A 15,339-nucleotide genomic window follows, 5' to 3' on the forward strand; every position below is an offset into this window, starting at 1 on the left:
TGTTACCTTCTTTGCGCACAATTATAACTACGAAAAACGAGAAAAAGTAGGGAGAATTTGTCTCCCTACTTTTTCAGCTGATGTGCAAGCTCAAGTAGCTCTTTTGCATGTTCTTTTGTTAAATCTGTCACTTCAACTCCTGCGATCATACGGCCAATTTCAATAATTTTTTCATTAGAACTAAGCGGTGTAACACTTGTTTGCGTTCTATTATTCACAGACTTTTTAGCAATAAATAAGTGCGTATCAGCCATCGCTGCAACCTGTGGCAGATGAGAAATACAGAAAACTTGTGAACCTGTTGAGATTTGGTAAATCTTCTCTCCAATAGCTTGAGCAACTCGCCCACTTACTCCTGTGTCTACTTCATCAAAAATAATAGATGTTACACCTTGATGATGTGAGAAAATACTTTTAAGTGCGAGCATAATTCTAGAAAGCTCTCCTCCTGACGCTACTTTTGATAAAGGCTTCAACGGTTCACCAGGGTTTGTTGAGATGTAAAACTCCACATGATCAATTCCGCTTTTCGTAAATTTTACATCTTTTTCACTAAGGGGCGCTTCTTCTCCACATTTAGCAAACTGAATTTTAAATACGGTTTTAGCCATATAAAGAGCTTGAAGCTCATGATGAATCTTTTCTGTTAGCTCTTCAGCCAGCTTTTGTCGAATATGAGAAACATTTTTCGCTTCTTTAAAAAGTTCACTCATCAATGCCTCAAGCTGTTTTTCAATTTTAGAAATATGCGTATCTCTATTTTGAATCGTATCAATTTCTTCTTCAATAGCATCAGCATATGCTAAAATCTCTTCTACAGATTGTCCGTACTTTCTCTTTAAGTGATTGATCTCATTTAATCTAGCTTCAATAATATCAAGCCGATTTGGATCAAATTCTAAAGCATCAAGCTGTTGGCGAATGCTGTATGAGACGTCTTCAAGTTGATAAAAACAGTTTGACACTGTTTCTGAAATTTCTTTATAGTCATCTTCTAGGTCAGCAATCTCACCTGTGTTGTTCATTGCAACAGATACTAAATCAAGCCCTCTTTGTTCCCCGTGCAAAGCATAATAAGCATCTCTGAGCGAGCTATAAATCTTTTCATAGTTCGAAATTTTAATTTTCTCTTCAAAAAGATTCTCATCTTCTTTTGGTACAAGTTCAGCTGTTTTGATTTCATTGAGCTGAAACTGAATTAAATCTAGCCTATGGGCCCTTTGCTGCTCATTTTCCGTTAGCTTTTCCATTTGTTTTTTCAGACTTATGTATTCATCATAAAGCGAACCGTATACCCCTAGCGCTTTTTCAATAGTCGAACCACCATATTGATCAAGCAATGTTAAGTGTCGATCACCATTCATAAGGTCTTGATGTTCATGCTGCCCGTGAATATCAACAAGCGTTCCACCGACTTCACGTAAAATTGCAAGTGTCACAAGCTTTCCGTTAATGCGACAAATGCTTTTTCCGCTCGCTGTAATCGAGCGCCTTAGCACAACCATCTCATCCTCCACTTCAATTCCAAGCGATTCTGTTTTTTCAAAGCAGGGATGGCTTTTTTCAATTAAAAACAGCCCTTCTATTTCTGCTCGATCCGTACCGTGTCGAACAAATTCAGCAGAGCCTCGTCCTCCAACAAGTAAATGAATCGCATCAATAATAATAGACTTTCCAGCCCCTGTCTCCCCTGTTAAAACAGTTAATCCTTTTTCAAATGAAAGAGATAGGCTTTCGATAATTGCAAAGTTTTTAATCGATAGTTCGGCTAACACTCCTACTCACATCCCTACAGCATTTCTAAAAAGCGATTTGAAATCGTTTTGGCTTCCTCAGACGTTCTACAAATAATTAAACACGTATCGTCTCCACAAATTGTTCCTAAAATTTCTTCCCAATCTAAGTGATCAATAAGAGCTCCAACTACGTTCGCATTGCCTGGCAACATTTTCATAACAAGCAAATTCTCAGCCGCATCAATTTTTATAAATGCATCTGTAAGAGCACGCTTTAATTTTTGAAGAGGATTAAAACGCTGGTCAGCTGGTAAGCTATATTTGTAGCGCCCATCAAGCATTGGCACTTTTACAAGATGAAGTTCTTTAATATCACGGGAAACTGTTGCTTGTGTAACATTAAAACCTAAGCTTTTTAAAATATCGACTAAATCATCCTGTGTTTCAATATCGTTATTTGCAATAACTTCTCTAATTTTAATATGTCGCTGTCCTTTATTCATCATTTACACCTCACATAATCTTTGAATTTGAATTATAGCTATGTATAAGAAAAAGTTTTCTTGTTTTTTTATAAGCTCTCCCTTTTTCACAAAACAATGTATGTAATACTATGTTAGCTAATTATCGCAGCTTAGACAACTTATAAAGCAAGCCATGACAAACTTTAAGCGGCGCTATAAAAAGCACCGCTTAATTTATTACCCTTTTTTTAAAGCCGCATGCGCTTGTGTTACGGCTTGCTCTATTGTTGTTTCAGAAAAAGTTTCGCCAACTTCTTTTTCTCCACTCCACTTTAGATGAAGAAGAAATTCAATATTTCCATCTCCCCCTGTAATTGGAGAATACGTCAAAGAAGCAATATCATATCCTTCATGAAGAACAAATGTACAAATTTCTTGGAGTACATCTTCATGTACAGCTCGATCTCTGACAATTCCTTTTTTCCCAACTTGCTCGCGTCCTGCTTCAAACTGTGGTTTCACAAGAGCAACAACATCACTATTTGGGACAAGTAATGTTTTAAGAACCGGAAAAATTAATTTTAAAGAAATAAAAGAAACGTCAATAGAAGCAAATTGCGGCATTCCAAACTGTAGCTGATCTGGTGTTACATAGCGGAAATTTGTTCTTTCCATCACAACTACACGCTCATCTTGACGCATTTTCCATGCAAGCTGATTATATCCCACATCAAGCGCATAAGAAAGCTGTGCTCCATTTTGAAGAGCGCAATCTGTAAAGCCACCTGTCGATGCTCCGATATCTAACATAATTTTATCTTTTACAGTAAGATCAAATTCCTTAAGCGCCTTTTCGAGTTTAAATCCTCCTCTGCTTACATAAGGCATTACTTTTCCTTTTACAGTAAGAGGTGTATCAACTGAAATTTTTTCTCCAGGTTTATCTAATCTTTGTTCATTTGTATATACGAGACCTGCCATGACAGTGCGTTTAGCTTTTTCACGTGTTTCCACTAAGCCACGCTCCACCAATAACACATCTACACGTTCTTTTTTCGTCACCTTGCTTCAAGTCCTTTAGTCTTTTTTACGTTCACACGCTTTTGTAAACGAGTTACAACATGTTCTGTTGTAAACTCAATTTCTTCTAGAAGGCGATCAACGCTTCCATGCTCTACAAAGTAGTCTGGAATTCCCATGCGATCAACAAGTGAACTATCATACCCATGATCTGAAGCAAACTCTAATACAGCACTTCCAAAGCCACCTTCTAAAACAGCTTCTTCAATAGTCATGATCGGCTTATTTTCTTTAAAAAGCTCATGAAGCATATTATGATCAAGCGGCTTAATAAAACGAGCGTTTACAATCTTAACAGATATTCCGTTCTTCGCCATCTTTTCACGCGCTTCCATGGCCATTTCAATTGAAGGGCCAAATGTTAAGATTGTGGCATCATGCCCTTCTTTTAACACTTCCCACGTTCCAATTGGAATTGTTTTTAGTTCTTTATCCATTGGAACACCAAGTCCATTTCCACGTGGATAACGTATTGCAATTGGACCATCGTTATATTGAAGAGCTGTGTATACTAAATGTTGGCCTTCATTTTCATCTTTCGGCATCATCATAACCATGTTTGGAATATGGCGCATAAAGGCAATGTCAAATACGCCTTGATGTGTTTCACCATCAGCTCCCACAAGACCTGCTCGATCAATACCAAAGAAAACGTTCAAGTTTTGACGACATACGTCATGCACAACTTGGTCATATGCACGCTGTAAAAATGTTGAATAGATAGCTAAAAACGGTTTCATGTCTTGTGTAGCAAGTCCTGCTGCTACAGTTGTGGCATGCTGTTCAGCAATTCCTACATCATACATGCGCTCAGGAAATTCTTTTTGGAAAGCTTCAAGCTTTGAGCCTACAGGCATAGCTGGTGTTATTGCAACAACTCTGTCATCTTCACGTGCTACTTTTTGAACAGTATCGCTGATAACTTTACTCCACGCTGGAGGCGTGTCTTTTGGTTTAATGAAGTCACCTGATTCAATCTTGTAAGGGCCTGTACCATGCCATGTTCCAATTTTATCGCTTTCAGCAGGCAAGTATCCTTTTCCTTTTTTCGTTAAAACATGCACAAGGATAGGCCCTTTTGTTTTTTTAGCATAGCGAAGATTATCGAACAGTTCCTCATAGTTGTGCCCATCAACAGGACCAAGATATGTGAACCCAAGTTCTTCAAAGAACATGCCTGATACAAACATATACTTTAGACCATCTTTTACACGTTCAGCTGTTGAAGCTAAACGCCCTCCAACAGATGGAACTTTTTTAAGTAAAAACTCAAGCTCATCTTTAACCCAATGATATTTGCCAGCTGTGCGCAAACGACCTAGCACATTATGCAGTGCGCCAACGTTTGGGGCAATAGACATTTCATTATCATTTAAAATAACAATCATGTCTTTTTGCTCATGTCCAATATGATTTAAAGCTTCCAAAGCCATTCCACCTGTTAAAGCTCCATCACCAATAATCGGAATGATATAATCATCTGTTTTCTTCAGATCTCTTGCAATAGCCATTCCCATTGCCGCTGATAAAGACGTTGAACTGTGACCTGTTTCCCAAACATCATGTTCACTTTCATTTCGTTTCGGAAATCCACATAATCCTTTGTATTTACGTAATGTATCGAATTTACAGGCACGCCCAGTTAAAATTTTATGGACATATGATTGATGTCCAACATCCCATAAAAACTTGTCTTTTGGGCTATCAAAAATTTTATGAAGCGCAATTGTTAATTCAACAACCCCAAGATTCGGACCAATGTGGCCCCCTGTAACGGACAGATTCTCGATCAAAAAGCGTCGAATATCTTCTCCAAGTGACTCTAATTCACTAGTAGACATTTTCTTTAAAAATGCCGGATTTTTTATTGACGTAAGATCCAAATCGGATCACTCACTTTCGTACTTAGTTAGCCACACTACTTTAGTAGCCTTCCTTGAAAAAAGAGCCGCTAACACAAACGTGATAACGGCAAGAAAGAATCACTTTCTAATTTTCAAAAAAAACTAAACACTCCATAGCATAATTGTGACATTATTGTAGCATAAAAACATCTCAAGCTCAATCTTTAGCTTTTGATATTCTTTTATTGCTGACGCCATGCAATGTAATAAGAAAGCTCTTTTAACATGCTATCTTGAATTTCAGCTTTTTCAAGCTCCATAATGGCTTGATCCATATGATACTTTAATTTCTCTTTTGCATTTTCCATACCTAAAAGAGCTGGATATGTTGCTTTATCATTACCTGTATCACTTCCAACAGGTTTACCAAGAAGCTGTTCATTTCCTTCAATATCTAAGATGTCATCTTGAATTTGAAAAGCTAAACCAAGATGATAGCTGAAATTTTTCAAATGACTAAGCTGATCTTCCGATGCTCCAGCAATAATTGCTCCAGCAATAATCCCAAAAGAAAGGAGTTTTCCTGTCTTGTGTTCATGGATGTATTCTAACTCTTTTAACGAAAGCTTTTTCTCTTCGCCTTCAATATCAGCCATCTGCCCCCCAACCATTCCTTCAGCACCTGCTGCACGTGCTAACTCTTCAATCACAAGCAACTTAATTTCTGGAGAAAGGTTAGCTTTTGTTACGATTTGAAAGCTATAGGTTAGCAAAGCATCGCCAGCTAAAATAGCGGCTGCTTCTCCGAACACTTTATGGTTTGTTGGCTTTCCTCTTCTTAAATCATCATCATCCATGCTTGGCAAGTCATCATGAACTAATGAGTATGTGTGAATCATTTCAACAGCACATGCTGCTTCGTAACCAAGGGATTTATCTTTCCCGAATGCTTCAAGCGTTGCTAAAAGAAGAATCGGACGAATGCGCTTTCCGCCTGCTGTTAGAGAGTATAACATCGATTCTTTCAGCAAACTTGGCATCTGCAGCGCTTCGATTTGTGTTGGGAGAAGCTCTTCGACTAACTTTTTATATTCTTTTAAATAGCTCTCAAGCGCGATCATTTGTCACCTTCCTCTCCAACAGAGAAAGGAGCAAGATTTCCATCTTCTTGCAAGATTTGCTCCATTTGCGTTTCAATTTTTTGAAGCCGATCATGACAAAATTTTGAAAGTTTCATTCCTTCTTGAAATCGGTCAATAGCTTCTTCTAAAGGAACGTCACCTTCTTCAAGTTTATCAACGATTTTTTCAAGTTCTTCCATCGCTTCTTCAAATGTATATTCTTTTTCTTCACTCATTCTCACCACTCCTTATGTCTTCTACAAGACAATCAATGGACCCATCTTTCAAGCGTAGCGTTACCGTTTCACCTTTTGCTACACCTTTTGTGCTTTTCACGAGCTTTTCTTCTTCATTGTATACAAGGCTATATCCTCGCTCCATAATCTTTAACGGACTGAGCGCATTTAGCTTTGCCATCTGAGAAGACAACAACATCTTTTTAGCATTCAACACTGTTGTTATATCTTTTTGTAATAAGCGTGTTAAACGTTCTCGTTCTCTGTCAGCTTCTTTTAACCTTGCGTATGGATGATGTGTAAGAAGACGACGCTTTATGTAAGAGAACTTTTCTTCCTTTCTCATAGCAATACGCTTACTTTCCTTATGTAAACGATCAAGCAAAAGATCCAATTGCTGCTCCTTTTGTTCTAGCAGCTTTGTTGGATATCGAAAAGCATACGACTTCTCTGTACGTTCTAAGCGCGTCTTTTTTGCGGTAATATGAGACGAAATTGCTCTTGTTAAGCGAATTTTCCGCTGGCTAATTCGTTCAAGTACCTCCGTTAAATTAGGCACAGCTAGTTCAGCTGCTGCAGTAGGAGTTGGAGCACGCATGTCAGCTACAAAATCAGCAATCGTGAAATCTGTTTCATGACCTACAGCTGAAATAATAGGAAGCGTTGACTCATATATAGCTCGGGCAACTTTTTCATCGTTAAATCCCCAAAGTTCTTCAATAGAACCACCGCCACGTCCGATAATCAGCACATCCGCGTTTATATCCTTCGCTTTTTTAATTCCACTTACAATTGAAGCAGGAGCGCGATCACCTTGTACAAGAGCTGGAATTAAAATAATTTGAGCAACAGGATATCTCCGTTTAATCGTTGTCATAATATCCCTTACAGCTGCTCCTGTTGGAGAGGTCACAACTCCAACGAGGTTAGGATAAAGAGGGAGAGGCTTTTTAATCCTAGGATCAAAAAGCCCTTCTCCCTCTAATTTGTTCTTCAGCTGCTCATAAGCAAGATGAAGACTTCCTACTCCGTCAGGCTGCATGTCGCGAATATAAAGCTGATAATTGCCGCTTCCTTCGTAAACTGAAACTTCTCCCCTTGTAAGAACTTTCATACCGTTTTCAGGGGTAAAAGGCAAATTTTTATTTTGATTCGAAAACATCACAGCAGACATGCGGGCATGCTCGTCTTTTAAGGTAAAATACATATGCCCTCTGCTATGCTGTTTAAAATTTGAGATTTCCCCTTTCAGCCACACATCTTGCAAATGGGGATCAACGTCAAATTTTCGTTTGATATATTTCGTTAAAGCCGTAATTGTTAAAGGCTTTAATTCGCTCATGACACTTCCCCCTTGTTATTAAGAACGAACGCGAGCTTTTGCTGACTGGATTGTATTTTCTAAAAGCATTGTAATTGTCATCGGACCTACTCCACCTGGAACAGGTGTAATAGCACCAGCAACTTCTTTTACTTCTTCAAAATCTACGTCTCCACAAAGCTTTCCATCTACGCGGTTAATTCCAACATCAATCACAACCGCTCCTTCTTTTACATCTTGAGCTTTAACAAAGTTTGGAATTCCAACCGCAACAATTAGGATATCTGCATCTCTTGTGTGCTTTTGCATGTTTTGTGTTCTAGAGTGACAGTATGTTACCGTTGCATTTTCATTTAAGAATAATTGTCCAACAGGTTTCCCAACAATATTGCTGCGCCCAATCACAACAACGTGTTTTCCAGATACTTCAATACCTGTTTTTCTAACCATTTCTAATACGCCATGTGGAGTACATGGCAAGAATGTTTCTTGACCAATCATCATTTTACCAACGCTGATTGGATGAAAACCATCAACGTCCTTTTTAGGAGAAATGCGCTCGATGACAGCATCTTCATTAATATGTTTTGGAAGTGGAAGCTGAACTAAAATTCCATCAATTGCATCATCTTCATTTAACTTGTCAATATGACCAAGTAGTTCTTCTTCTGATACTGTATCTGGAAGTTTGATTGAAACCGAATGAATACCTGTATTTTCACAAGCGCGATGTTTACTGCGTACATATGTTTCTGAAGCAGGGTCTTGTCCAACTAATATAACAGCTAAGCCTGGTTTAACTCCTTGCTCCTTTAGCATTTCAACTTCTTTTTTCATACTTTCTCGCTTCTCACTTGCTAGTTCTTTACCATTAATTAATTGTGCACTCATTGATCATTCTCTCCTTCTCTGTCATCTCTGTATGTTGTTTTATAACTTTATTTTAAATCTTTTATAAAAGATTTTTAACTATTTGATGCTGAGATTTTAGATAATACGCCATTGATAAAACGACCTGATTGATCATCGCCAAACGTCTTTGCAAGTTCGATGGCTTCATTAATGCTTACATTTTTGGGAATGTCTTCTTCATATTTCATTTCATAAACCGCAAGTCTTAAAATAATACGGTCAACGTTCGCTAGACGATCTAGCGTCCATTTTTCAAGGTTTGCGCTAATCAAGCTGTCAATCTCTTCTTTGTTTTCTGACACCCCAAGAACAAGCTGACGTAAAAACGCATCAACCGCTTCCTCTTCTACTACATTGTCAATAGCTTCTTCGGGGCTATTTTGGCCAATCTCACATTGAAAAAGAGCTTGAAGCGCTTTTTCCCTTGCTGTACGTCTTTTCATAAATAGGTATACTCCTTTTTTAACTTATCCAATTATCATATCCTGATAATAGCATAGTTTCCTACCGCGAGTACATAACGTATCCACGTATTGTTATTTTCCGAATCTTCACAGAAATGAGAATTGGAAACAACAAGAAAGAAACTCGCAAAAAAGCTGCTCTTATTGTAAGAGCAGCTCCTTCATTAGATAGAATCAATCTCTTCTTCCTTTTGAGGAGATTCAAAGATTACGCCCACGATATGAACGTTAACTTCTGCTAATTCGAGTGCTGTCATATTTTTCAACGCTTCTCGAATATTATCTTGAACTTGACTTGCAACCGTTGGAATAGAAACGCCATAGTTCATAGAGCAGAACACATCAATTTTAATGCCTTCTTCACTAAGCTCTACTTTGACGCCTTTGCCGTGATTCTTTTTCCCAAGCTTCTCAACAACGCCAGACGCAAAGTTTCCGCGCATTTGGCCAACGCCTGCTACTTCAGATGCGGCAATACCTGCGATAACTTCAATCACTTCAGGAGCGATTTCTACTTTCCCTAACGCATTTTCATTTTCTCCCATATCTAACACATGATTTTCGTTCATAGGCTATTCCTCCTTGAGAATTACTTACTTTTCATTACCTCATGTTCTTCTAGAAACTTCGTATTAAATTCCCCTTCAATGAATTTCTCATGTTGAAATAAATTTAAATGAAACGGAATTGTTGTATCTACGCCTTCAATAACAAACTCGCTTAGAGCTCTTCTCATTCTTGCAACAGCTTCTTCGCGCGTTGGAGCGTGAACAATTAATTTAGCAATCATTGAATCGTAGAAAGGCGGAATTTTATACCCTGAGTATACCGCAGAATCAACACGAACGCCAAAACCGCCTGGAGGAAGATACATATTGATTTCCCCTGGAGATGGCATGAAGTTTTTCGCTGGGTTTTCAGCATTGATACGGCACTCAATTGCCCATCCAGAAAATGTAACGTCTTCTTGCGTATACGAGAGCTTCTCATGGTTTGCCACTTTGATTTGCTCTTTAATTAAGTCAATACCTGTTACCATTTCTGTCACAGGATGTTCAACTTGGATACGCGTGTTCATTTCCATGAAATAGAACTTTCTTTCACGGTAGTCATAGATAAATTCCACTGTTCCAGCCCCTCTATATTGAACAGCTTGTGCTGCTTTAACAGCAGCTTCTCCCATTTTCGCACGCATTTCTCCATCAAGGGCTGGAGAAGGCGTTTCTTCAACTAATTTTTGAAGACGGCGTTGAATACTGCAATCACGTTCACCAAGGTGAATGGTATTACCAAATTCATCTGCCAACACTTGGATTTCAACGTGGCGGAAGTCTTCGATATACTTTTCTAAATAAACCCCTGGGTTTCCAAATGCTGTTGCGGCTTCTTGCTGTGTAATCTCTACACCTTTTCTTAAAGAAGATTCGTCACGCGCAACACGGATTCCTTTTCCGCCTCCGCCTGCTGTTGCTTTAATAATTACAGGATACCCAATTTCCTCTGCAATTGTAACTGCATCTTCCACACTTTCAATAATTCCTTGAGATCCAGGTACAATCGGTACACCTGCTTCACGCATTGTTTCTCTTGCCACATCTTTTGTACCCATTTTTGAAATGGACTCTGATGTTGGTCCAACAAACGTTACGTTACACTCACGGCAAAGCTCAGCAAAGTCAGCGTTCTCAGATAAAAATCCGTAACCAGGGTGAATCGCATCACATCCTGTAAGCATTGCAACACCCATGATATTTGTGAAATTTAAGTAACTGTCTTTTGAAGCGGTAGGACCTACACAATATGCTTCATCAGCAAGACGAACGTGCAGTGACTCTTTATCTGCTTCTGAATAAATCGCAACAGACTCGACATTTAATTCTTTACATGCACGGATAATTCTTACGGCAATTTCTCCGCGGTTCGCAATAAGCAATTTTTTTATCATAATTGATCTCCCTTTATTCTGGTTTAACTAAGAAAAGTGGTTGACCATATTCTACAAGCTGACCATTTTCAACAAGTATTTCAACGATTTCACCTGTTACTTCAGCCTCAATTTCGTTGAATAGTTTCATCGCTTCCACAATACAAACTACGCTATCTTGTTTAACTTTGGTTCCCGTTTGAACATATGGACCTGCTTCTGGTGAAGAAGAATTATAAAAAGTTCCAACCATTGGTGATGTAATTTTATGAAGGTTGCTCTCTTCTTTTTTCTCTTCTGTATGTACCGGTTGTTGTGGTTCATTTTGTTGCACAACAGGCTGCACTGATGGCTGAGCCGGTGTTTGTTGAACAGGCTGTTCCTGAATAACTACTTTCTGTTGTGCTGCAAGAGCACCCTTCTTTTTTAACTTAATTTTTGATCCTTCATGCTCGTACATAAATTCTTCGATAGATGACTGATCAACAAGGCGAATAATTTCGCGAATCTCTTGAATTTTTAACATCTCTGTTACACTCCATTTCATCGACTAGTGAATACTTAACATCATACGCTAACTGTCCTTAAAATTTCAACAGCCGTATGCTTTTGACAACCGTCCTTTTCTATTTTAAGTAAACTTCTTTTCTTTGACAATGTACTAGTTATTACCTAGTGTTATCATTAACTATTATATTTCAGTCTTGCTTCGGATGCAAAATAAGTTCAAATAAAAAAAGGCGACAGAAGTCGCCTTTTTTTATTTCATTATTTAACAGGCTCAAATTCTACCGCTACTTTCTTAGCTCCAATTTCTTGCGTCACGATATTCATAATTTCATTTGCTTGTTTTTTGCTATCTTCTTTTGATTTTACAACGATACGTACCCCATTATCTTCAGCGCGTACAAGGGCATCCTCATACCCTTTTTCTTTGATTAATGTTTCAATTGTTTGCTCTTTTTCATTGAGTTTTGAAAGTTCTTCTACTTTGTCCTTTGCTTCACTTTTCTCTTCTACTGAAGCCTCATTTGATGCGACAACGTCCTCAAGTTTCTCAATTTCTTTACTTCTCTCGTCTGTAATTTGCATGCGCATCGCCAAAAATTGGTCTTCATTTTCCACAGTTGAAACAACTGTTTCACCGTTTTTCTCTGTTGTTGAAGCTCCCTTTTGCTCTGTTTCTTTATCCGTTTGCTTTGCGCTCTCTTTTTCTTTACTTTCTTCTTTATCTGTAAAAGCGACGTTATCACTCTGTGGGCTTGGAGACGTAATATAATAAACAGATAAAACAACAACTAAGCTAAGCATTGTTAATAACCAAACGGTTTGTTTTTTCAGCAACATAAAATTTAATCCCCCTTCGTCTTTTTAGGCGTGACTGCCACGCGATGACTTGGAACATCAAGTACTCTCGTAACTGCGTCCACAACCGACTTTTTCACTTTTATATTATCAGCTCCCTTCGCAACGACAAGAACGCCCCTAATATCAGGTTTTAGTGTTTTTACAACAACGGGCTGTTCCTTATCACCGTTACGAACAATAACGAGCTGTTGATCCACTGAGTTATCTTCAATATTCCTTGTACCGCCTTCACGATCATTTTCTTCTGTTGTTTGACTTTGGTTTACTGTGTTATGCTCATAAACTTTCTCTTCTGTAGCATCAACATTTACAAATACTTGCACATTATCAACGCCAATCATACTTTCTAGCACATCTGTAAGTTCTGCTTCGTATTTTTTTTCATAGTCTGAAATTGTTCTAGCCTGCTTTTCTTTTCCACTTCCAAACGTTTCTACTTCCTCTGTTTCTTGTTGGCTATCTCCTGAGCCTTTCGTTTCAACGGCGTCTAGTTTTGTTGTTGAGCTTTGAAAATTCCCATAGAGCATGACAAAAACCCCAGCGGCCAAAAGTAAAATCACATATGCAAGCTTGCGGTTTTTCTTAGGTGGATCTGAAGAAGATAGTCTCGCTAAGAAGTTCTTTTTCTTGTTGCTCTCCTTATCGCTCATCTGCTTCTCCTCCTCCCATTGTGACTATAATTTGTTTTTTATCCATATCCCATTTTTTAGAAAGAAAACTTTGTACTTTCTTTAGCTTCTCGTCGTTTTCTGTTTTCTCTTTTTTAATAGGTTCCGACGTATTAATGGAAACAACTTCAACTTCTGAGACTGATGCTGTATGCTTATTCTCCTTTGGCTGAACAGACAGAGAGATGGAACTAATATTTTCAAAACTTTTTTCACCTTTCTCGTCTTTCATATGAACTTCTACGCCTGAAACTTCTACTCCATACTCCTTCACCAACTCCTCTTTTACTCCCTCTTCTAGTTGGACAGCCATCTGTTCTAAAATATATGCATCTTGTGACGCTTGTATTTCTTTTTTCTTTAAATCTAGCAAATTTTTTGAAGAGTTTTCTTGAGAGATAGAAGAAGAGTTAATGGCGGTAAACAGTTTATCAACGTTCACTTTGAATATGCTGAAAACAGGTGTCAAAATAATAAGCATAAGAAGTAGACCAATAACCATCTTTGCGTACTTCTGCATAGATGAGCTTGGTAACAACAGATCAATAATGGTAGCAAGCAAGATAAACAGAATAATATTTGTAACCCATTCTGTTAACGCTCCCATCAACACCCTCCTTATCTGACCATCATCGTAATATTACTTGCAGTAATAACAAGCGTAATACATAAGAAAAACATTAAAGAAACAACAGCAAGAGCAGCAAAAATATAAATAACGCTTCTGCTAATGATACTCAAACAGGAGATGATTGGTCCTCCTCCAACAGGCTGGATCAGAGCTGCAGCAAGCTTGTAAATAATCGCAATTGAAAGGAGTTTAAGAGCAGGAAAAGCTGTAATAAAAAGTAAAATCGCTACTCCAACAAGGCCCACCGTATTTTTCAATAGAAGAGAGGCACTTAATACTGTATCTGTTGCATCTGTAAACATCCGTCCTACAACAGGAACAAAGTTTCCTGTAATAAATTTTGCGGTTCTCACAGTGATCCCATCTGCTACAGCCGAGCTTGTCCCCTGAACAGAAATAACGCCTAAAAAAATAGTGAGAAACCCACCAAGAACTCCAATACTCACATTTCTCATAAGCTGAGCAAGCTGTGTCACTTTGTATTGTTCTGAAATTGTACTTACAATGCTTAACAGGGCAGAAAGAAATAAAAGCGGCATTACAACATACTGAATAAGCAATCCGCTTGTGTTCATAAGAAAAATAATAACTGGATGAAAAAAAGCAGCTGACATCACGCCTCCCGAAGAAGCCATAAGAGCTAGAAGAAGAGGAATAAGCGCGATAATGAAATGAATCATCGTCTGTATGGCTTCCGTTGCATATGAGATAGCAATGTGGAAGCTATTTAAAGCAATAACAATAAGCACAAGATAAACAAGTGCATAAGCTACTTTACTAACGGTTGTTTTCTCAAATGCATTCTGAAGATTCTGGAGGAATACGCAAAAGATTGTGAGCATAATGAGCGTACCGAGGAGTTTTCCATTTGCAATAATTTCGTGAAGAAAGAACTTCATAAGCCCTTTCAACCACTCCTCTAGCGAAAGTTCTTTGTCTCCTTTCAAAAACTCGACAAGACTTCCTTTCTGACTTTCCGGCAAAAAACCACCATACTCTGTCATGATATTATTCCAAAACCCTTTTATCTCATCAATGCCAAGCTGATCCACTTGTTTATCTACCATTTCATCAGCATTTGGAAAAGCTTGTACACTGTCAGGTAGAAAAAAAAGAAAAAGCAGCAATACTAAACAAAATAAGCTTTTTTTCTTTTTCATGTGCGCACCTCAATCCTCATTCATTAGGTTGTTGGCAACATTGAAATAATGGTTTCAATCACAACTGTTAAGATTGGTATTGCCATTGATAAAATGAGGATTTTCCCTCCTAACTCGATTTTTGAAGCAATGGAACCTTGTCCAGCATCTTTCGTAATTTGAGCGCCGAATTCAGCAATATAAGCAATCCCAATAATCTTTAAAATAGTTTCTACATATATAACATTGACCCCGGCTTGACGCGAAAGGACTTCAACCATTCCAATAATTTCGCTGATTTTATCAACGAGAAACAAGAAAATAACGCAGCCAACAAATACAACAAGAAGAAAAGCGATGGAGGATTTTTGTTCTTTTAAAATAATCGTTAAAAACGTGGCAATTAAACCAAGGCCAACAATTTGGATCAT

The 15,339-nt window shown here is 38.1% G+C and carries 17 protein-coding genes; all 17 read right to left on the reverse strand.

Features of this window, described 5'->3' with window-relative positions; all coding sequences use genetic code 11:
* Window positions 1-65: 65 nt before the first annotated feature.
* Complete coding sequence (recN, locus tag MOC86_RS13040; RefSeq protein WP_268584564.1) at window positions 66-1,775, reverse strand: DNA repair protein RecN; 1,710 nt, start codon at window positions 1,773-1,775, stop codon at window positions 66-68.
* A gap of 14 nt (window positions 1,776-1,789) precedes the next feature.
* Window positions 1,790-2,239, reverse strand: coding sequence for a transcriptional regulator AhrC/ArgR (gene ahrC / locus MOC86_RS13045; protein ID WP_019391548.1), 450 nt, complete (start codon window positions 2,237-2,239; stop codon window positions 1,790-1,792).
* A 198-nt stretch (window positions 2,240-2,437) separates the two neighbouring features.
* On the reverse strand, window positions 2,438-3,262 hold the full coding sequence (locus MOC86_RS13050) for a TlyA family RNA methyltransferase (protein WP_268584565.1): 825 nt from the start codon (window positions 3,260-3,262) through the stop codon (window positions 2,438-2,440).
* The gene (dxs, locus tag MOC86_RS13055) at window positions 3,259-5,163 is read right to left on the reverse strand and encodes a 1-deoxy-D-xylulose-5-phosphate synthase (RefSeq protein WP_268584566.1); all 1,905 of its coding nucleotides are present in this window, start codon (window positions 5,161-5,163) and stop codon (window positions 3,259-3,261) included. The genes MOC86_RS13050 and dxs overlap by 4 nt, the downstream gene beginning before the upstream one ends.
* Window positions 5,164-5,366: 203 nt before the next feature.
* Window positions 5,367-6,245: a polyprenyl synthetase family protein gene (locus tag MOC86_RS13060; RefSeq protein WP_268584567.1), complete on the reverse strand. Its 879-nt coding sequence runs from the start codon at window positions 6,243-6,245 to the stop codon at window positions 5,367-5,369.
* Entirely contained in the window at window positions 6,242-6,481 is a 240-nt protein-coding gene (locus MOC86_RS13065) for an exodeoxyribonuclease VII small subunit (protein ID WP_019391544.1), read from the reverse strand. Before MOC86_RS13065 ends, MOC86_RS13060 begins: the two co-directional genes overlap by 4 nt.
* Window positions 6,474-7,823 (reverse strand): exodeoxyribonuclease VII large subunit, encoded by a 1,350-nt coding sequence (gene xseA / locus MOC86_RS13070; RefSeq protein ID WP_268584568.1) that lies wholly within the window; start codon window positions 7,821-7,823, stop codon window positions 6,474-6,476. The genes MOC86_RS13065 and xseA overlap by 8 nt, the downstream gene beginning before the upstream one ends.
* Window positions 7,824-7,841: 18 nt before the next feature.
* Window positions 7,842-8,693 carry a bifunctional methylenetetrahydrofolate dehydrogenase/methenyltetrahydrofolate cyclohydrolase FolD gene (gene folD, locus MOC86_RS13075; RefSeq protein WP_243517757.1) on the reverse strand — a complete coding sequence of 284 codons (852 nt, stop codon included), beginning with the start codon at window positions 8,691-8,693 and terminating at the stop codon, window positions 7,842-7,844.
* Window positions 8,694-8,767: 74 nt separating this feature from the next.
* A complete protein-coding gene (nusB, locus tag MOC86_RS13080) occupies window positions 8,768-9,157 on the reverse strand; it encodes a transcription antitermination factor NusB (protein ID WP_268584569.1) in 390 nt (129 codons plus the stop codon).
* 185 nt (window positions 9,158-9,342) lie between these two features.
* Window positions 9,343-9,747 carry an Asp23/Gls24 family envelope stress response protein gene (locus MOC86_RS13085; RefSeq protein ID WP_019391540.1) on the reverse strand — a complete coding sequence of 135 codons (405 nt, stop codon included), beginning with the start codon at window positions 9,745-9,747 and terminating at the stop codon, window positions 9,343-9,345.
* Between the two features lie 20 nt (window positions 9,748-9,767).
* Window positions 9,768-11,123, reverse strand: a complete 1,356-nt coding sequence (gene accC, locus MOC86_RS13090; RefSeq protein WP_243517754.1) for an acetyl-CoA carboxylase biotin carboxylase subunit — start codon at window positions 11,121-11,123, stop codon at window positions 9,768-9,770.
* A gap of 13 nt (window positions 11,124-11,136) precedes the next feature.
* Complete coding sequence (accB, locus tag MOC86_RS13095) at window positions 11,137-11,628, reverse strand: acetyl-CoA carboxylase biotin carboxyl carrier protein (protein ID WP_268584570.1); 492 nt, start codon at window positions 11,626-11,628, stop codon at window positions 11,137-11,139.
* 242 nt (window positions 11,629-11,870) lie between these two features.
* Complete coding sequence (locus MOC86_RS13100; RefSeq protein ID WP_326847726.1) at window positions 11,871-12,449, reverse strand: SpoIIIAH-like family protein; 579 nt, start codon at window positions 12,447-12,449, stop codon at window positions 11,871-11,873.
* A 5-nt stretch (window positions 12,450-12,454) separates the two neighbouring features.
* The gene (gene spoIIIAG / locus MOC86_RS13105; protein WP_268584571.1) at window positions 12,455-13,120 is read right to left on the reverse strand and encodes a stage III sporulation protein AG; all 666 of its coding nucleotides are present in this window, start codon (window positions 13,118-13,120) and stop codon (window positions 12,455-12,457) included.
* Window positions 13,110-13,745, reverse strand: coding sequence for a stage III sporulation protein AF (gene spoIIIAF, locus MOC86_RS13110; RefSeq protein ID WP_268584572.1), 636 nt, complete (start codon window positions 13,743-13,745; stop codon window positions 13,110-13,112). The genes spoIIIAG and spoIIIAF overlap by 11 nt, the downstream gene beginning before the upstream one ends.
* 11 nt (window positions 13,746-13,756) lie before the next feature.
* Window positions 13,757-14,929, reverse strand: a complete 1,173-nt coding sequence (spoIIIAE, locus tag MOC86_RS13115; RefSeq protein WP_268584573.1) for a stage III sporulation protein AE — start codon at window positions 14,927-14,929, stop codon at window positions 13,757-13,759.
* Between the two features lie 23 nt (window positions 14,930-14,952).
* On the reverse strand, window positions 14,953-15,339 hold the full coding sequence (gene spoIIIAD, locus MOC86_RS13120) for a stage III sporulation protein AD (protein WP_019391533.1): 387 nt from the start codon (window positions 15,337-15,339) through the stop codon (window positions 14,953-14,955).

The organism is Priestia endophytica, assembly GCF_026790145.1.
Lineage (GTDB): Bacteria > Bacillota > Bacilli > Bacillales > Bacillaceae_H > Bacillus_I > Bacillus_I endophytica_A.